17 protein-coding genes are annotated in these 17,423 nt (G+C 54.4%); 10 read left to right on the top strand and 7 right to left on the bottom strand.

Going from position 1 to position 17,423, the window contains the following annotated elements:
• Positions 1 to 135: 135 nt before the first annotated feature.
• From K5Y30_RS19085 to K5Y30_RS19070, 4 genes are all read right to left on the bottom strand, one after another.
• Positions 136 to 351, bottom strand: a complete 216-nt coding sequence (locus K5Y30_RS19085; RefSeq protein ID WP_110866788.1) for a YdgH/BhsA/McbA-like domain containing protein — start codon at positions 349 to 351, stop codon at positions 136 to 138.
• 195 nt (positions 352 to 546) lie between these two features.
• Positions 547 to 762, bottom strand: a complete 216-nt coding sequence (locus K5Y30_RS19080) for a YdgH/BhsA/McbA-like domain containing protein (protein WP_007890154.1) — start codon at positions 760 to 762, stop codon at positions 547 to 549.
• Positions 763 to 883: 121 nt separating this feature from the next.
• Positions 884 to 1,777, bottom strand: a complete 894-nt coding sequence (locus tag K5Y30_RS19075; RefSeq protein WP_222183526.1) for a dihydrodipicolinate synthase family protein — start codon at positions 1,775 to 1,777, stop codon at positions 884 to 886.
• A gap of 116 nt (positions 1,778 to 1,893) precedes the next feature.
• Complete coding sequence (locus K5Y30_RS19070) at positions 1,894 to 2,982, bottom strand: YncE family protein (RefSeq protein WP_222212861.1); 1,089 nt, start codon at positions 2,980 to 2,982, stop codon at positions 1,894 to 1,896.
• Between the two features lie 451 nt (positions 2,983 to 3,433).
• On the opposite strand from K5Y30_RS19070, the gene fhuE reads away from it, so the two are divergent.
• On the top strand, positions 3,434 to 5,587 hold the full coding sequence (gene fhuE, locus K5Y30_RS19065; protein WP_222212859.1) for a ferric-rhodotorulic acid/ferric-coprogen receptor FhuE: 2,154 nt from the start codon (positions 3,434 to 3,436) through the stop codon (positions 5,585 to 5,587).
• Between the two features lie 62 nt (positions 5,588 to 5,649).
• Here fhuE and K5Y30_RS19060 read toward each other — a convergent pair whose 3' ends face one another.
• A complete protein-coding gene (locus K5Y30_RS19060) occupies positions 5,650 to 6,201 on the bottom strand; it encodes a C40 family peptidase (protein WP_101761687.1) in 552 nt (183 codons plus the stop codon).
• 239 nt (positions 6,202 to 6,440) lie between these two features.
• A complete protein-coding gene (locus K5Y30_RS19055) occupies positions 6,441 to 7,418 on the bottom strand; it encodes an isopenicillin N synthase family oxygenase (RefSeq protein ID WP_222212857.1) in 978 nt (325 codons plus the stop codon).
• Positions 7,419 to 7,926: 508 nt separating this feature from the next.
• On the opposite strand from K5Y30_RS19055, the gene K5Y30_RS19050 reads away from it, so the two are divergent.
• Positions 7,927 to 8,895, top strand: a complete 969-nt coding sequence (locus K5Y30_RS19050) for an ABC transporter substrate-binding protein (RefSeq protein WP_222212855.1) — start codon at positions 7,927 to 7,929, stop codon at positions 8,893 to 8,895.
• Between the two features lie 7 nt (positions 8,896 to 8,902).
• Positions 8,903 to 10,318, top strand: coding sequence for an amidohydrolase family protein (locus K5Y30_RS19045; protein ID WP_222212853.1), 1,416 nt, complete (start codon positions 8,903 to 8,905; stop codon positions 10,316 to 10,318).
• Positions 10,319 to 10,323: 5 nt separating this feature from the next.
• On the opposite strand, the gene K5Y30_RS19040 is transcribed toward K5Y30_RS19045, so the two are convergent.
• Complete coding sequence (locus K5Y30_RS19040; RefSeq protein ID WP_222212851.1) at positions 10,324 to 11,844, bottom strand: MDR family MFS transporter; 1,521 nt, start codon at positions 11,842 to 11,844, stop codon at positions 10,324 to 10,326.
• Between the two features lie 79 nt (positions 11,845 to 11,923).
• Here K5Y30_RS19040 and K5Y30_RS19035 point away from each other — a divergent pair, with 79 nt between their 5' ends.
• From K5Y30_RS19035 to K5Y30_RS19005, 7 genes are all read left to right on the top strand, one after another.
• Positions 11,924 to 12,589 (top strand): TetR/AcrR family transcriptional regulator, encoded by a 666-nt coding sequence (locus K5Y30_RS19035; RefSeq protein WP_222212849.1) that lies wholly within the window; start codon positions 11,924 to 11,926, stop codon positions 12,587 to 12,589.
• Positions 12,590 to 12,765: 176 nt separating this feature from the next.
• Complete coding sequence (gene hipB, locus K5Y30_RS19030) at positions 12,766 to 13,008, top strand: type II toxin-antitoxin system antitoxin HipB (protein ID WP_110866779.1); 243 nt, start codon at positions 12,766 to 12,768, stop codon at positions 13,006 to 13,008.
• Positions 13,002 to 14,315 carry a type II toxin-antitoxin system HipA family toxin gene (locus K5Y30_RS19025; RefSeq protein ID WP_304623923.1) on the top strand — a complete coding sequence of 438 codons (1,314 nt, stop codon included), beginning with the start codon at positions 13,002 to 13,004 and terminating at the stop codon, positions 14,313 to 14,315. The genes hipB and K5Y30_RS19025 overlap by 7 nt, the downstream gene beginning before the upstream one ends.
• 95 nt (positions 14,316 to 14,410) lie before the next feature.
• Positions 14,411 to 14,977: a peroxiredoxin gene (locus tag K5Y30_RS19020; protein ID WP_101761694.1), complete on the top strand. Its 567-nt coding sequence runs from the start codon at positions 14,411 to 14,413 to the stop codon at positions 14,975 to 14,977.
• Positions 14,978 to 14,992: 15 nt separating this feature from the next.
• Positions 14,993 to 16,222: a protein-disulfide reductase DsbD gene (locus K5Y30_RS19015; protein WP_222212847.1), complete on the top strand. Its 1,230-nt coding sequence runs from the start codon at positions 14,993 to 14,995 to the stop codon at positions 16,220 to 16,222.
• A gap of 17 nt (positions 16,223 to 16,239) precedes the next feature.
• Positions 16,240 to 16,797, top strand: coding sequence for a sigma-70 family RNA polymerase sigma factor (locus K5Y30_RS19010; RefSeq protein ID WP_222183548.1), 558 nt, complete (start codon positions 16,240 to 16,242; stop codon positions 16,795 to 16,797).
• On the top strand, positions 16,784 to 17,413 hold the full coding sequence (locus tag K5Y30_RS19005; RefSeq protein ID WP_222183550.1) for an NrsF family protein: 630 nt from the start codon (positions 16,784 to 16,786) through the stop codon (positions 17,411 to 17,413). Before K5Y30_RS19010 ends, K5Y30_RS19005 begins: the two co-directional genes overlap by 14 nt.
• Positions 17,414 to 17,423 lie beyond the last annotated feature (10 nt).

Raw genomic sequence — 17,423 nt, 5'->3', positions numbered from 1 at the left:
CCGTGTGGGGGAGAACTGCGTTGATGATACACACAGCCCGGGCGTGCGGCGGGACATGCGTAGGCCATTTACGGACATTCAGATACAACAAAGCCGCCCGAAGGCGGCCTTAACACAACTGCTTGTGCAAATAACTTATTTGTATAACTCGGCAGTCATGTGTACGCGGTTGTTAGTGTTGGCTTCAGTAATTTTGTACTGAGCGCCCTGCTCTTGTGCCTGCGCAGCGATTTTCGCCTCTGCACCATCCAGAGTAGAAGACTCAACAGATATACTCTGTGCAAAGCTAGCAGCAGACATCATTGAAAGAGCAGCAACAGCGGCGATAGACAGTGTTTTGATAGTTTTCATGGTCATAATCCTTAATGGTTTAACGAGAAGGCTGTGTGCCTTCGATGAGAATAATAATAACCCAGGTTATCGTTTCAATATTAACCATTAGTGCGATCACGATAACTTACGTAACTATACAGTTTCTGCGGTTATATCGACAAAAAAGGCCGCCCGTAGGCGACCTGTTCTGGCACATCCGTATGCAACCATCCGTTACTTGTAAAGTTCTGCGGTCATATGTACGACGTTGCCGTTGCTCGCTTCTAAAATTTTGTATTGCTCACCGTTCTGTTTTGCCTGCGCAGCGATTTTCGCTTCAGCACCATCCAGAGTCAGCGAGGTTGCTGAAACGGTCTGTGCGAAGCTGGCAGCAGACATCAGTGAAAGAGCGGCAGCAGCGGCGATAGTCAGAGTTTTGATAGTTTTCATGGTCGTATTCCTTTGGTTGTTTGATTTGAAGGCTATGCGCCTTCGATGGAAACAATGATAACCATTGAAACTATTATCATATTAACTATTAGTGCGATCACAGTTAATCAACTCATTATCACTACGCCAGATCGAGCTCTGTAATGACCCTTTTGACTTCTGCCACATCCGCCGCCGACAGCGAACGTAACGGGCGCGGCAGGGAATCGATCTCTACAAGGCCCAGCGCGCTGGCCGCTGCAGAGATAACGCGGATACTGCCGCCATGTTGGGTAAACAGCGCCCAAAGTGGTTCCAGCCGCTGCGACTGTTCAGCCACCGATGCAAAATCCCCTGCCATCGCAGCATCCGTTAGCGCTTTAGCGGTGCGCGGGAACAGTCCGCCGCACACGGAATACCACACTTCACAACCGGCGTTTAGGCCCACTGCGGCAAAGGCATCACCGCTGACACCAATAGTGACGTCTTCTGGCAATTGAGCGCGCAAAGCGCTGACCCGTTGCGTAGCTGCGGTGATATCGGCAGGCACGCCGGGAATTTTTATCGAGGCGATATGCGGCAGCGTGGCAATACGCGCATGCAGCGCATCGGAGAACACAAAGTGGCTGGTGCCTGGATTGTCATAAATACACACCGGCAGCGAAACGTGGCGCGTGACATCCTGATACAGGCCAAACACCTCGTCATCGTTAAGCTTCTGATAGGAAACCGCAGGCAGCAGCAATGCGCTGGCACCGGCCTGTTGCGCATCCTCGGCAAGTCGTAGCACTTCATCGGTGCTCACCGCGCCAATGCTGACCATAACCGGAATCGCCTCCGCATGCTGCACCGCCAGCGTCGTGATGCGCTTGCGCTGTTCGCGCGTGAAATAGGCGTAGCTACCGGTGGATCCCAGCACGCCAAGCGAATCCACTTTTGCTTCAGTGAGCCTCACGAGGAGAGTGAGAAAAGCGTGCTCGTCGATACCAGAAGCATTCAGCGGGGTCAGGGGAAACGCACTCAATCCTTTAAACATAGCCAGCGCCTTATTCATTATTAACAGAGGAAAACAGCTTAACCTGCACTGTTATAAGCCATCAGAAACAAAAATGCCCTCTTACGAGGGCATGGATTATCGCTACAGGTCGGGGATTATTTCAGTGCGATCCGCGTAATCTGATCCTGGCCTTTGGTTGAGGAGTCTTTATTGAACTCCGCTTTCAACGTGACATACAGCGTGTTGTTGTCCGGGCCAATCAGCAGGCTGTTTGGATTGTTATCAAACGACCAGCTGTTTTTCACTGCGTAAGTGGTGGCATCCAGCTGCAGCACTTTCTTCGATTCGCGCTGGCTGATGTAGATCTCATTACGCTTAGCGTTGAATTTAATCGCTAGCGCATCACCTTCAATACGCTTGATCACTTTACCTGTGCGCTCATCAAACACCAGCGTGGCTTTGCCTTTCGAATCATCGGTTACGAACAGGCGGCCGGTAGCCGGATCTTCCGCCATGTTCAGGAACAGATACTCTTTACCGTCGCCGGCGGTCCAGCGCTTCTCAATTTTGTGGGTGCGTGGATTGATCACCAGAATCTCGCCCGCGCCGTTGGTCGCGTAAATGCGCTCAGTCAGCGGGGAATAGATGATGCCGGTTACCCATTTGCCTGCATTCTTGATGGTGGCTTTCAGCTTGAAGGTTTTCTCATCAACCACCGAGATGTAACCCGGATCGGCTACGCGACCGACATACAGTTCGTTGCCGTGCCACAGCACTTCACGCGCGCCCGCCGGATAACCTTCTTTATCTTTCTTACCTGGGAAGACTAAACGCTCCAGCACTTTGCCGCTCTGCGCATCCACTTTAGAGATAGCGCCATCCAGCGAGTTGGTGGTGTAGAACACGTTGCCCGCTTCATCGATCGCCGTACCAAAGTTTTTCAAATCGGTATGCGTAACGCCTTTGGTTTCCAGTGTGGTTGGGTCGAGACGATAAATCACACCACCGTTAACGTCTTTAAAACTCTGCGCGCTGGCAACGTATAACGCTTTCGCAGCAGGCGAGTACGCCATTTCATACAGGCCATCGCCCAGCGTGCGCTGGGTCAAAGAAGTATCAACTGGCTTGGCAGCGGTGGCTGGCGCTTCGGCTTTTTTCGCCGGAGCCTGGCAAGCGGCCAGGCTGAATGCAGCGACGATCGCTGCCGCTACGGCGGCTTTGCGCGGGCTAAATAACGATTTCATGCTCAACTCCATCAATGGATGAACGGCTCCGTTACGCGCGAACGCATACGGAAAACTCAAGAAGAATGAGAATCATACGCATTAGCATGAACTTAGCAACTTTCTCGACGATCTTGCTTACGTTGCCGAAAATCGATTCCAGCAAGCCGCGCACCTTTCTTTACTAAAAACGTCCAAATATCGCCTTAAAAATAGGAAAACGTTAGCAATTAACAGGTTAATTTAAATTGTAACCATCTGATTAATATCTAAATTACATATTATTACAATTACAGTTGCAACCTTCCGCAGATTATTTAAAGCAAATGATTATCATTGGCTTTCTCAATAAATACGCAGTGGCGGTTTGCGTGCCTTCTCTTCTGCCCTTTTGGGCGGATGAGTTACACCGTAAACGATAAAAAACGAAGCAAAACAGCTTCCTATAACGCGCGTTTCAACAGGAAATTTTATGTCTGGCATCAGGAAAACCTCTAACGTCTCACTGCTGGCGGTGACGATTCATGCCCTGCTTACGCCAAGCCTGGCGCAGGCAGCAAGCGATTCGCAGCAGGATTTGGTGGTCGATGCATCTGCAAGCGGCGAGAGCGGTAACAATGAAAAGCAGGATTACGCGGTAAAAACCACGCGAGCAGGCACTAAGCTGTTGCTGACGCCACGCGATGTACCGCAGTCGATGAGCGTGGTAACGCAACAGCGCATGCAGGATCAGAACCTGCAATCGGTGAACGATGTGCTGACCAACGCCACCGGCATCTCGACCAATCTGATCGACAGTGAGCGCTCGGAATATTATTCGCGCGGCTTCAAAGTCACCAACTTCTCGTTCGACGGCATCCCAACGTCGGTTAATGACGCCTGGAACTACGGTGATGCCGCTTCTGATACCGCCATTTACGAGCGTATTGAGATCGTACGCGGCGCCACCGGATTGATGACCGGTGCGGGCAGCCCGTCAGCCTCGATCAACATGGTACGTAAACACGCCGACAGTAAAACCTTCACCGGTACGGTCAGCGCCAGCTACGGTAGCTGGAACAAACAGCGTTATGTTGCGGATCTCTCTGCACCGCTAAACCAGGATGGCAGCCTGCGCGGCCGCGTGGTAACCGGTTACAGCGATGAAGACAGCTGGCTCGATCGCTACCACAAAACCAAAAAATTCCTCTACGGCGTGATTGATGCCGACATCACCGAGCACACCACGCTGTCGCTGGGCTACGACTACGAAGATGCTAACACCGGCAATCCAACGTGGGGCGGCTTGCCGATGTTCTACAGCAACAACGCCACCACGCATTACGATCGCAGCCTCAACTCCGCCGCCAACTGGGCGCGCTACAACACTAATTCGCGCAAAATATTCGCCGACATCGATCATAACTTCGATAACGGCTGGAACATCCACGTCAACGGCACGCACGCCGAGAACACCTTCAACGATAAGCTGCTGTATGTGATGGGCAGCGCCGATCAGGACAGCGGCGAAGGCACCACCGGCTACGGCAGCATGGATCGCGGTAAACGTCAGATGGATTCGTTCGACGGCTACGCCAGCGGCCCGTTTGAGCTGTTAGGTCGTCAGCATCAGTTAATGGCGGGCGTGAGCTACAGCCGCCAGCACAACGCGACTTACAGCCAGGACGGCGTTACCGACCTTGAAAACTATGATATCGCCTCAAGCGATATGGGCATTTTCAATAACCGCTGGAACGGCAACATTGCCGAGCCGCAGTGGCAAGGTTGGTATCAGAATGCCGACGATACCATTCGCCAGAAATCGGCTTATACCGCCGCACGCTTCTCGCTGGCCGATCCGCTGTCGCTGATTATTGGTGCGCGTTACACGCAGTGGAGCACCAACGGCAGCAGCGGTGATATGACGAACAATAACACCACGCCGTACGCTGGTTTGGTGTACGACATCAACGATACCTGGTCGGCGTACGGCAGCTATACCTCGATCTTCCTGCCGCAAACCGATCGTGACATCAACGGTAAATACCTGTCGCCGGTAACCGGCAAAAGCTATGAAACCGGTCTGAAGTCCGCCTGGTATGATGGTCGATTAACCGCGACGGTGGCGGTGTTCCGTATTGAGCAGGACAACGTGGGTCAGGCGATTAATGGCGTCTACTTGAGCGGCACCGAACAGGCTTATGCGCCCGCCAAAGGTGCGGTCAGTAAAGGTGCGGAGTTTGAGCTGAATGGTGCGCTAACGGATAATCTGCAGCTGACGTTCGGCGCTACACGCTACGTGGCGCGGGATAAAGAGGGACGTTTCAACAGCTATCAGCCGCAAACCTCCTTCAAGCTGTTCACCCGTTATCAGCTACCGATGTTGCCAGATCTCACGGTTGGCGGCGGCATCAACTGGCAGAACCGCGTGTTTGAAGATGCCACCAATGCCAGCGGCGATAGCGTGCGTGTTTATCAGGGCAGTATTCCGCTGGCTTCGCTGTTTGCGCGCTATCAGGTGACTAAGCAGGTGGCGGTGCAGGCGAACGTCGATAACCTGTTTGATCGCGAATATTACAGCTACATGAACAGCTACGTTTATGGCGCACCGCGCAGTGTTTCGATGAGCCTTTCATACCAGTTTTAATTAACCGTAGGGTCGCCATTCATGGCGACCGTTTCAAGCATTCGCGCATTAATGCGCAACCATCAAACCTTGTTTTTATAATTGAAACTGATCTGCGAATTCTGTTCTTTCGGCAAACGCCGCGCCTCTAAATAAACCGATTTCCAGTACGGATTATTTAGCGAAGAGCGCATCACGCCCTGACTCACCGACGCGTGCAGGAATTGATGATCGGTGTCATAAAAGCCAACGTGCAGCTCACGTTTAATGCGGAAGAACACTAAATCACCGGGTTGCAAATGCGCCTGATCCACCGGTTTGCCCATGGCAATTAACTCTTTGGTGGTGACGCGATCCATCGGAATATTGAAACGATCTTTCAGCGTGCGCCAGACAAATCCCGAGCAATCGACGCCGGTTAATTGTGTGCCGCCCCACTGATATTTGGTCCCTTCCCACGAATGCATTTGATCGTGCAGCGCGGCAATCACCGGGATTAAATCGGGCTGTTTGCCGTTGTCTGCCGAGGTATCAACGCTTTCCTCAGCAGGCGCATGCGAAGACTTCGAAGAACAACCTGCCAGAGTGAAAACAAACAGGCAGGCGATAACTTTGCTGGCGGCAGAATTGATCATGTGTTGGTGATTTCGCTGAAGGAGACAGTGGTCAGAGATTTATACCGTAAAAAAGTTGCAGAAATAAATAGGCGCGCAGTGAAATCTTTTATTTGCCGGTTGATTTTACCTAAGTTTACGCAACGGTAACATCTTGTATTTGAGTTAAAAATCTATTTTCCGCGCTGCGTTTTTTCTGTGCAGGAGAATATTTGCGCTCCTGCACAGAATGACATCAATTTCGACTTACAGCTGTACGTTTAATACTTGCCGGAGAAATTGGCGCTAATACGCTGCGCCAGATAATCCTTCGCGGAAATAGGCGGGTATTTTTTCTCCGGTCCTTCAATAATCACATCTTCATTCGCCTGGCAGAAAAACGCCAGGCTGTAGCGTGCCGGCACCGATTCACCTGGCAGCGGATTGCTGACGCGATGGAAGTTCGACGGTAACTTATCATCACTCCAGCGCATCAACATATCGCCGATATTACAGGTAATTAAGCCTTCCAGCGGCGGGATCGGCGTCCAGATTTGCTCTTCCATCTCTTTGCCCGGACACACCTGCAAACCGCCCTGCCCATCACGCTGGAACAGCAAGGTCAGACAATCGAAATCGGTGTGCGCCCCGGCGCGCCATGGACCATCTGGCTCGCCGCTGATGGCAAAGTAGTGCAGCATCCGCAGCGTACTTTGGTAGGTTTCGCGCGAAGGCTCATGCGCTTTGGCAAAGAAATCGTCGGGGAATCCCAACTTCAGGGCAAAACAGGAGAGCAAGCGCATGCCCACTTCCCAACACTGACGCTCGAACTTCAGTACATCATGCTGGAAACCCGGCAAGGTGGCCTCATCCGGCCACAAGCCTGACATGCGCGGACGCGTCACCTGATACGACTCTTTTTGGTCCGGTTTACCGGTAGATGGACGGATTTGCGCGCGGTATTCCCAGCCGGCATTGCGGCTAAGTGGATGACGCGCTTTGTCACTTTGCGGCAGCGAGAAAAAGCGCTCTGCGTTGGCAAAAGCCGCATTGATGTCGTCGAGCGGAATACCGTGGCCGGAAACCTGGAAAAACCCAATCTCGGTGGCGGCTTGCCACAGCTGATCGGCTATTTCCGCTTTACGTTGGTCGAAATCGGAGAGATCGATGATGCGCACATCACGTGCAGCTTCTACGCCGCGCGCGCCCATACGCGATTCTTTCGCCAGTTCATGCATGTCATAAGTGGTCTTTTCCATTGGTGCACCTCGTTATTGAGCGATAACGGATGACCCGCCCGCAGCGTGGCAGTCATCCCCGCGCCTGCTGAATACCACAGGCGATCGAGCAATGACCCACCGGGTGAAACCACGGTTGACAGCTTCTACTCAGTTCCAGCCAAGCAAAGGCTGTGCCAGCACGCTGCGCCGCTTAAAATCAATACGTTAGGGAATCTGCCACATCCGGTCTGCACAATGGCGGTGCAAAACGCGCTGTTCTGCCTCATCACGGATCAGTGAATGAAGCAAAAGCCCGGCACCATCAATATCAAATATATTGCTTTCAGTGGGTTGCACGAATGGCATGCGCTTTGCTAAATCCCCACTGAGTATAAGCGGTCAGCGTGACAACAGATGCACGCAGGACATTGCTCTACAGCATTAGCTGTACCTCGTCAGGGGACGATGCGCATTACGCATCGTGAGCACGCCATGCGCCGCTACGCCCCTGATGACGACAACAAACTCAACGTTTATTGGGGGTTATATGACAATGTCGCGTTTCCGTTTCTCCTTATTCGCTGCTCTGCTGAGCAGCTCTGCACTATCGCACGCCGCCGACAAACTGATATTGCAAACCACCTGGGTCGCGCAGGCTGAACAAGGCGGTTATTACCAGGCGCTCGCCACCGGCATCTATAAAAAATATGGGCTGGATGTTGAGGTGCGCTCCGGCGGGCCACAGCTGAATAACATGACGCTGCTGCTGGCGAATCGTGCTGATGTCATCGTCAGCTACGATCTGCAAGTGCTGCAGGGCGTTGAGCGCAACTTCCCACTGAAAGCCATCGCCGCGCCGTTTCAGTTTGACCCGCAAGGCATTGTCACCCACGGCGATGTGAAGTCGCTGGATCAGCTGAAAGGTAAAACCGTGCTGGTTTCTGCCAGCGGACAAGCCAGCTGGTGGCCGTGGCTGAAAGGCAAATATCAGCTTCAGGATGGTCAGGCGCGCCCTTACACCTTCAACATGCAACCGTTTCTCGCCGACAAAAACACCGCGCAGCAAGCCTACGCCACCTCCGAAGTGCAGCAAATTAAAGAGGTGCAGCCGGACAGCAAATTCTATCTGTTTGCCGATTATGGCTATCCGGCATACGGCGGCATTCTGGTGACGCGCGACGATTTACTGCAAAAAGAGCCGGATGTCCTGAAGCGTTTTGTGGCGGCATCGATGGAAGGCTGGAAATCCTACCTTGCCAATCCGGCTGCCGGTAATGCGCTGATCAAAAAAGAGAACCCGCAGATGACCGACGCGGTTTTGGCCTTTGGCGTATCGCAGATGAAAGCCCTGCACCTGATTGACGGCGGCGATGCCGCGCAGCAAGGCTTAGGCGTGATGACGGATAAACGCTGGCAGGCAACGCGTGACTTTATGGTCAACGCCGGTTTACTCAAAGCGTCCACCGACTGGCAGAGCGCGTTCAGCACGCAGTTTGTCGCGGCGAAAGCGGAGTGAGGTGCTCATGAGCCAATTGCTAATTCAACACTGCGCCGCGATCCTGACCGGCGATAAACAGCAACCGCGCAGCAGCGCGCGCGATATTCGACTGCGCGATGGCCTGATTGTGGAGATGGGTGAACTCGATGCTGACGCCGATGAAACCGTGATCGACGCCCGCGATTGCGTGGTCTATCCCGGCTGGGTCAACACCCATCATCATCTGTTTCAATCGCTGCTGAAAGGCGAGCCACAAGGTCTCAACCTGAGCCTGGGCGGCTGGCTGGCGGCGACGCCGTATCGCTTTCGTAGTGCTTTCGATGAACAGACGTTTCGCATCGCCGCGCGGGTTGGTCTGGTCGAGCTGGTGCGTTCCGGCTGCACCACCATCGCCGACCATCACTATCTTTACTGGCCTGATATGCCGTTTGATGGCGCAGAAATCCTGTTCGATGAAGCCGACAAGCTGGGCGTGCGCTTCGTGCTGTGTCGCGGCGGTGCTACGCAAAGCCGTGGCTTAGAGAGCGACTTGCCCACCGCGCTGCGCCCGGAAAGCTTTGACAGCATGATGAACGATGTCGATCGTCTGGTGGCGTGCTATCACCAGCCGCAGGATAACGCGATGCGCCGCATCGTGATGGCACCGACCACTACGCTGCACTCCACCACGCCGCAGGAGCTGCGCGAGAGCGCACGCCTGGCGCGTCAGCTCGGTATTCGCCTGCACAGTCATCTGTCGGAAACCGTTGATTATCTCGATGCCGCACGCGCGAAGTTCGGTATGACGCCGCTGCAGTTTTGCGCCGAACACGACTGGATTGGCAATGACGTATGGTTTGCACATCTGGTGAAACTGCTGCCGGAAGAGATCTCCATGCTGGGCGCGGCTGGCAGCGGTATCGCGCACTGCCCGCAGAGTAACGCGCGCCTCGGCAGCGGCATTGCCGATTTGGTGGCGATGGAGCATGCGGGCGTGAAGATCTCGATTGGCGTCGATGGCGCGGCCTCGAATGAAGCCGCAGATATGCAAAGCGAAACCCACGCTGCCTGGCAGCTCCAGCGCGCACGCAAAGGCATGCTGGCGCAGCCACGCTATGCTGGTGGAACCTTTGAAGGCGGTGGCGACGCCGCCAGCATTGAAGATGTGGTGCGCTGGGGCACATCCGGTGGCGCACAGGTTTTAGGCTTGAACACTGGCCGCCTTGCACCCGGTATGGCGGCCGATATCGCCATCTATCGGCTCGACGATCCGCGCTATTTTGGTTTGCACGATCCCGCCATTGGCCCGGTGGCCAGCGGCGGATGCGCCAGTTTAAAGGCGCTGATTTGTGCCGGAAAACTGCTGGTGCAGGATGATGTGATTGCCGGAGTGGATTTGGCGGAACTGGGCCGCGACGCTGCACAAGCGGTAAAAACCTTGCAACAACGCGCGGCGGTTTAACCGCGTTACGCCGCTGCGTCTTTCTTGCGCAGCGGTGATTCTGGCAGAAACAGCGACAGCACAAAGGCCAGCAGCATCACACCCGCCGCCATTTGAAAGGCTGAATGCACCGCATCGCCAAACACCTGCAAATAGGCTTGCTGCACATCATGCGGCAAACGGTGCACCGCATCAGGATCGAGCGTACGCGGCAATGCTTTGCCCTGCTCCACCAGCGTGGTCAAACCCGATTTCAGCACCTGGCTAAACACCGCGCCAAACAGCGCCACGCCAATCGAACCGCCAACTGAGCGGAACAGCGTGACCGACGAGGTGGCGACGCCGATGCGATCGGGAGTTACGGTGTTCTGTACCGCCAGCACCAGCACCTGCATCACCATGCCCATTCCCATCCCCAACACGCAGGCAAACAAGTAGATATGCCACAGCGGCGCATCAATGGTCAGCGTGGTCAGCAGCGCCATGCCGACAGTCGCCAGCAAAGTACCGCCAATCGGGAACAGCCGATATTTGCCGGTGCGGCTAATAATGCGTCCACTGACAATCGAAGTGATCAGCAAGCCGCCCATCAGCGGCAGCAGCTGCAAACCGGCTTCGGTCGGCGTAGAGCCCTTCACCACTTGCAAATAGAGCGGTAAAAACGTCACGCTGCCAAACAGCGACATGCCGACGATAAACGCCATCAAACTGGCGAGCGAGAAGCTGCGATTGCGAAACAGCGACAGCGGAATAATCGGTTCCCAGGCGCGACGCTCCTCATAAATAAAGCCGATCACGCCAATTACACCAAACGCCAGAATGCACCACAGCAGCGGATCGGACCATGCGCGCAGCGTGCCGCCTTCGCTGGTAAACAGCGTAATGCCCACCAGCGCCAGGCTGAGAAACACCGCGCCCGGATAGTCAATCTCATGCGGCTTGCGTTTGTTGTCGGTCTTAAACACCGCGTTGATGATCAGCAGCGCAAACAAACCAAGCGGCAGATTAATGTAGAAAATCCAGCGCCATGAGGCGTGCTGCACGATAAAACCGCCCAGCAACGGACCAATCACCGTTGCCAGACCGAAAACGCCGCCAAACAAGCCCTGATATTTACCGCGCTCTTGCGGTGGAATCACATCGGCAACCGCCGCCATGCTCACCACCATCAAACCGCCGCCGCCTAAGCCTTGCAGCGCGCGGGTGAAAATCAGCTGTTCCATATTTTGCGCTAACCCGCATAGCGCTGAGCCTACGAGGAACAGTACCACCGAGATTTGCAACACTGTTTTACGACCAAATAGGTCACCAAATTTGCCATACAGCGGCACGACAATGGTGGATGCCAGCATATAAGCAGTGACGATCCACGACAGGCGATCGAGCCCACCCAGTTCGCCGACGATAGTCGGCAATGCGGTGGAGACGATGGTTTGATCCAGCGCCGCCAGCAGCATCACCAGTAATAAAGCGCTCATCAAAAAGCGGACAGAAGGAGGATTCTCCTGCCCACTGCCCGACTGCGGCGCGAGTGTTTGGGGTTTCATAACAGACACCAATTGAAATTAATTAAATACACAATTAATATTGCCTGCAGTCTGACATGAATCAAGTGAGCGAGTAAAGATGACCGCACGAAAAGTCCCTGCTGACGATATGGCCAACGCAGTCAAACCCCGCCGTCCCGGCCGTCCGCGCGGCGGCGCGATCAACGTGCAGCAACGCGAACATCTGCTCGACATTACCTTAGCGCTGTATGCCGAAAACGGCATCGGTGAAACCTCGCTCAACGCGATTGCACGCAAAGCGGGCGTTAGTCCGGCGATGCTGAATTACTATTTTCAATCGCGCGAATCGCTGCTGGATATCGTGGTTGAGGAGCGTTTTTTGCCGCTACGCCAGCGTCTGGTGGCGCACTTTATGGATGACCCGCGCGATCCTGTCACCACGTTCAGCGCTTTTATCCGTGAAGTGGCGGACATTGTCACCACACATAACTGGTTCGCGCCGCTGTGGATGCAGGAAGTGATGCAAGGTGAAGGCGGTTTAGGTCAGCACATCAAAAAGCGCTTTGGTCACGGTGAACGTGATGAGGTGAAAAAACTGATTGAAGGCTGGCAGCAGCAAGGATTACTCAACCCAAATCTGGAACCGCAACTGCTGATGACTTCGATTCTCAGCTTGGTGCTGGTGCCCTTTACCCGCTTTGCCAGCGATCCCGCGTACTCGCGTGAAATCATTGTCCAGCACACGTTGAGTTTGTTTTGTCAGGGGATCCAGTCAACACCCTAAGGTCGCCATTCATGGCGACCTTAATTTTAACCAATTTATCCTCTGTAAAGGATAAAACTCTATTTATCCCCCGCAAGGGATAGAGTTGACATTATCCCTTTCAGCGGATAATGTCATTAATATCCTCAATAGAGGATAATCCTGGCTTTCGCATCGATCCCAAATGAGAATAAGCGATGATTTACAGTCCGCGTCAACTTGCTCATCACGTCAGGCTAATTCGCCAAAAAAACCATTGGACGCAAAGTGAGCTGGCGAAAAAAGTCGGCCTTAAGCAAGCCACCATATCTCACTTTGAAAACAATCCCGACCTCACCACGCTCGCGACGCTGTTCAAAATATTACAGTCACTTGATCTAAAAATGGACGTGCAGGAAAAAGATCCATCGGCTGTAAATGGTCAGGAGAATGACTGGTGAAACAGGAATTGATTGCCTGGATGAACGGCGAACGCGTAGGCATTCTCACGCGCAATACCAACGGTGCGCATACTTTCCAATACCACCCGAGCTGGTTGAGCAATCGCCTTGCCAGGCCTTTATCTCTGTCGTTGCCATTACAGTTGCCGGTGATCACATCCACCGCAGTGCTCAACTATTTTGATAATCTACTCCCTGACAACCCTTTAGTACGCGATCGCATTGTCGCGCGTTATCACGCGAAATCCCGTCAGCCTTTCGATCTGCTGAGTGAAATCGGCAAAGATAGCGTCGGTGCCGTCATGCTGCTGCCACCGGAAAATACGCCCGCCGATTTAGGATTGAACTTCGAAAGGCTGAATGAAGATAAGCTGGAACGTGTGCTATCGGCTTATCAGGCCGATATTCCGTTGGGCATGATCAGTGAAGAACAAGACTTTCGCATCTCCGTAGCGGGTGCTCAGGAGAAAACAGCCTTGCTGGCAACGGACGATGGCTGGGCCATTCCGCATGGCGCCACGCCCACATCGCACATTATCAAATTGCCCATCGGTGAAATTAAGCAACCTTTTGCCACTTTGGATATGCGTGAAAGTGTCGAAAATGAGTATCTTTGCTTAGCGCTTGCGAGAGAGCTGGGATTTGCCGTGCCCGATGCCAGCATCATTCGCGCGGGCAAGATGAAGGCGTTGGCCGTGCAACGTTTTGATCGGCGCTGGAACCACCAGCAGGCACAATTGCTACGTTTACCTCAGGAAGACATGTGTCAGGCATTCGGCTTACCGTCAGCACGCAAGTATGAATCTGATGGTGGACCCGGCATCGCCGATATTATGCAATTCCTGATGGGATCCAGTAATGCATTGGCCGATCGCTATGCCTTTATGAAATTCCAGGTATTCCAGTGGTTGATTGGCGCAACGGATGGTCATGCCAAAAATTTCTCTGTTTTTATCGAACGCGGCGGAAGTTATCGTCTTACGCCTTTCTACGACATCATTTCTGTCTTCACCTCGATGGGCGGAAATGGTCTGAATATCCGCGACCTGAAACTGGCGATGAGTTTGAAAGCCAGCAAAGGCAGAAAAAATCAAATAGATAAAATTTTCCCTCGCCATTTTTTAGCCACGGCAAAGCAGGTGAATTTTGATCAAAACCAAATGATTGAGATCCTGGATTTCTTTAGGGATGAAATGGGCACGGCTATTAGACGTGTCGCAATTACATTACCAGTAGATTTTCCGATGAGCGTCGCTGATTCACTGTTTGAAAATAGTTTGTCCCGTATTGACCGACTCAGGAGATAATTTTTTCACCCCCACCGAAACTTTCCTCCCTGCCCCAGCGAACTGAACTACTGAGACATCCAAACCGGAACTCCCATACATCGCAGGAGCAGAAAATGAAACGCATCAAATCCCTCGTTTGTACCCTGACCATGACCGCAGCGCTGGGTCTTTCCGCCTTTAACGCCGGTGCCGCATTGCCGGTGGGCGCGAAAGCGCCAAACTTCGAACTGCAGGGCGCGTTGGCCGGTAAGCCGTTGACCTTCTCGCTGCAGAAAGCGTTACAGAAAGGTCCGGTGGTGCTCTATTTCTTCCCGGCGGCGTTTAGCGCGGGTTGTACCATTGAAGCGCACGATTTTGCTGAAGCCACAGACAGCTTCAGCAAAATGGGTGCCACGGTAATTGGCGTGACCGCGGGTAATACCGATCAGGTCAGCGATTTCTCTAAACTTGAGTGCCGCGATAAATTCACCGTTGCCGCCGATCCCGGTGCGAAAGTGGCGGCGCAGTATCAAACCACCATGCAGATGAAAGGCAAAACCCTTTCCGATCGCACCTCTTACGTGATTGCGCCCGATGGCGACATTCTGCTGAGTTACACTGACAGAAACCCGGACACGCATATCGAGAAAGCGCTTGCCGCCGTTAAGCAGTACGACGCTTCTCACCCGCAAACTCATTAAGTAAAGAGGCCAGCGATGTTAACCGCCATGCTGGCCGCCTTCATCGGCGGCATCATTCTGAACTTAATGCCCTGCGTGTTTCCGGTGATCTCGCTGAAAGCGCTCGGCCTGTTGCGCCATACCGATAACGCCGCCAGCGCGCGTCGCGAAGGCTTGGGCTTTTTACTCGGCGTTGTGGTGACCATGATGGCGCTGGCGGGCATCCTGCTGGCGGCACGCGCCGGTGGTGCGGCGGTTGGCTGGGGTTTCCAGCTGCAATCGCCGCTGGTGATCGCCTTGCTGTCGCTGGTGATCCTCGCCGCCGCGCTCAACTTGCTCGGCGTGTTTGAAGTGGGCTTATCCGTGCAGCGCGTCGGCTCGGTTGATGTTGGTCGCGGTGCCTTTACGCGTTCGGCATTAACCGGTGCGCTGGCAATCGTCGTCGCCACGCCGTGCGCCGCACCCTTTATGGCGAGCGCCATTGGTTATGCGTTGGTGCAGCCGCCTGCCGTCGCCTTAGTGATCTTCTTTGCGCTGGCCATCGGCTTCGCCGCACCGTTCACGCTAGTTTCACTGTTCCCGGCGCTGGCGAAATTCCTGCCGCGTCCCGGCGCATGGATGGATGTATTGAAACGCGGTCTGGCGTTCCCGATGTTTGGCGCGTATGCCTGGCTGGTGTGGGTGCTGGCGCAGCAAGCGGGAAGCGCGGCGCTGGCCACCTTGCTGGCCGCTTCCGTGGTGGTCGCCTTCGCCGGCTGGTTGTACGGCATGGCGCAACATCGCCACTTTGCCGGTAAAAGTCACAAGGTGCTGTTTGCCGTTACGGCGCTGCTGATTATCGCGGTGATCGCCCCGCTGCCATCGCTGATCAAACCCGGTGCAGGCCTGGCGGGCGATCAGTTGACGGCGGAAGTGACCAAAGCCAAATGGACGCCGCAGGCGGTTGAAGCGCAGCGCGGTCACGGGAAAGCGATCTTTGTCGATTTCACCGCATCCTGGTGCATCACCTGTCAGGTGAATGAAAAAACCTCGCTCTCAACCCAGGCGGTTAAAGAGGCCATCGCTAAAACCGGCACGCTGTACATGGTGGCAGATTCCACTAAATTTAATCCGGACGTGGATGACACCATGAGCGAGTTCGGTCAGGGCGGATTACCGATGTATCTGGTTTACCCTGCCGACGGCGGACCGCCCAAAGTGCTGCCGCAGGTGTTGACACCGAGTATTGTGGTGAACGCGCTGAACCAGGCGAGCAAGAAGGCGTAAGAACAACAAGGCGGATTATGCAAACAAGCGATAGCGCGCGCGAAAGTTGGCCCGCGCTAATGGAACAGGCGCAGGCGGGCGATCAGCTCGCCTACACCCGACTGCTGAAAGCGCTGGTGCCAGTGATTCGTGCGCAAACACGCAAACAAATTACCGATAACGCACTGGTAGAAGATGTGATTCAGGATGTGCTACTCACGGTGCATCGGGTGCGTCACACCTATGATACTGCCTACCCTTTTTTACCCTGGCTGATGGCGATTATTTCGGCGCGCGCGATTGATGCGCTGCGGCGACGTGGCCGTCATCAGCAGTGGGAAATTAACGACGACGCGATGCCGGAAGTGGCCAGTCCGCCCGACGCTCCGCAGCAGGAGACGCAGGATGAGCTGGCCGGCTACCTGCGCCAGCTGCCCTCGCGTCAGCGCGACATTGTCGAACATGTTCATCTGCGCGAAATGAGCCTGACGGAAGCCGCCGCGCATAACAATCTGAGTGTTGCAGCGGTGAAATCGCTGTTGCACCGCGCGCTGACGAATCTGCGCCGTTTTGGAGCCAATCATGACCGATCATGACCTGTTAATTGAAAAACTCGGGCGCGAGATGCAGCCCGTTAAACCGCTGCGATCCACTGGCAGGCGTGTCTTCACCTGGCTGCTGCTGGCGTTACCTTGTGGCATCGCCGCCAGCTTTTTGGTGCAGCGCAGTTTCACCGACTGGGCGCAGCCCGGCGCCTTGCGGGCAATCTTTCAACTGGTGCTGGCGTTTATCCTCGGCACGCTGGCGATTCGTAGCGCCTTCAATATGAGCATCGCCGGACGCCGCAGTATCAGCTGGAAAGCGCTGCTGCCGATTGGCATGTTGTGGCTCGGTATGAGCATCAGCCAGATTCCCGGTGAGGTGCCGATCGAACATGACAACGACAGCGCGCGCTGCTTTACCTTTCTGTTGGTGGTGAGCACACCGATGATGGCGCTGATGATCGCCAGCTTGCGCCGCACTCGCGCACTGCATCCAGTGCGCAGTTTGGCGATGGCGGGCCTGGGCGTTTCCTGCATGGCAGTGACGTTGCTGGCGTTTTGCCATCCGGTGCATCTGCATCCGCTGGATTTTGTCATGCATCTGGCAGCAATAGTAACGATAGTGGCGTTAACCGTGCTGGTGGGGAAACGTTTGGTGACGTTGCGTTAAATACGGATTA

The sequence above is a fragment of the Pantoea sp. DY-5 genome (assembly GCF_019795955.1).
Taxonomy (GTDB): Bacteria; Pseudomonadota; Gammaproteobacteria; order Enterobacterales; family Enterobacteriaceae; genus Pantoea; species Pantoea leporis.
Note: the sequence above shows the minus strand (reverse complement) of the source record. Positions and strands in the feature narration are given on the sequence as shown.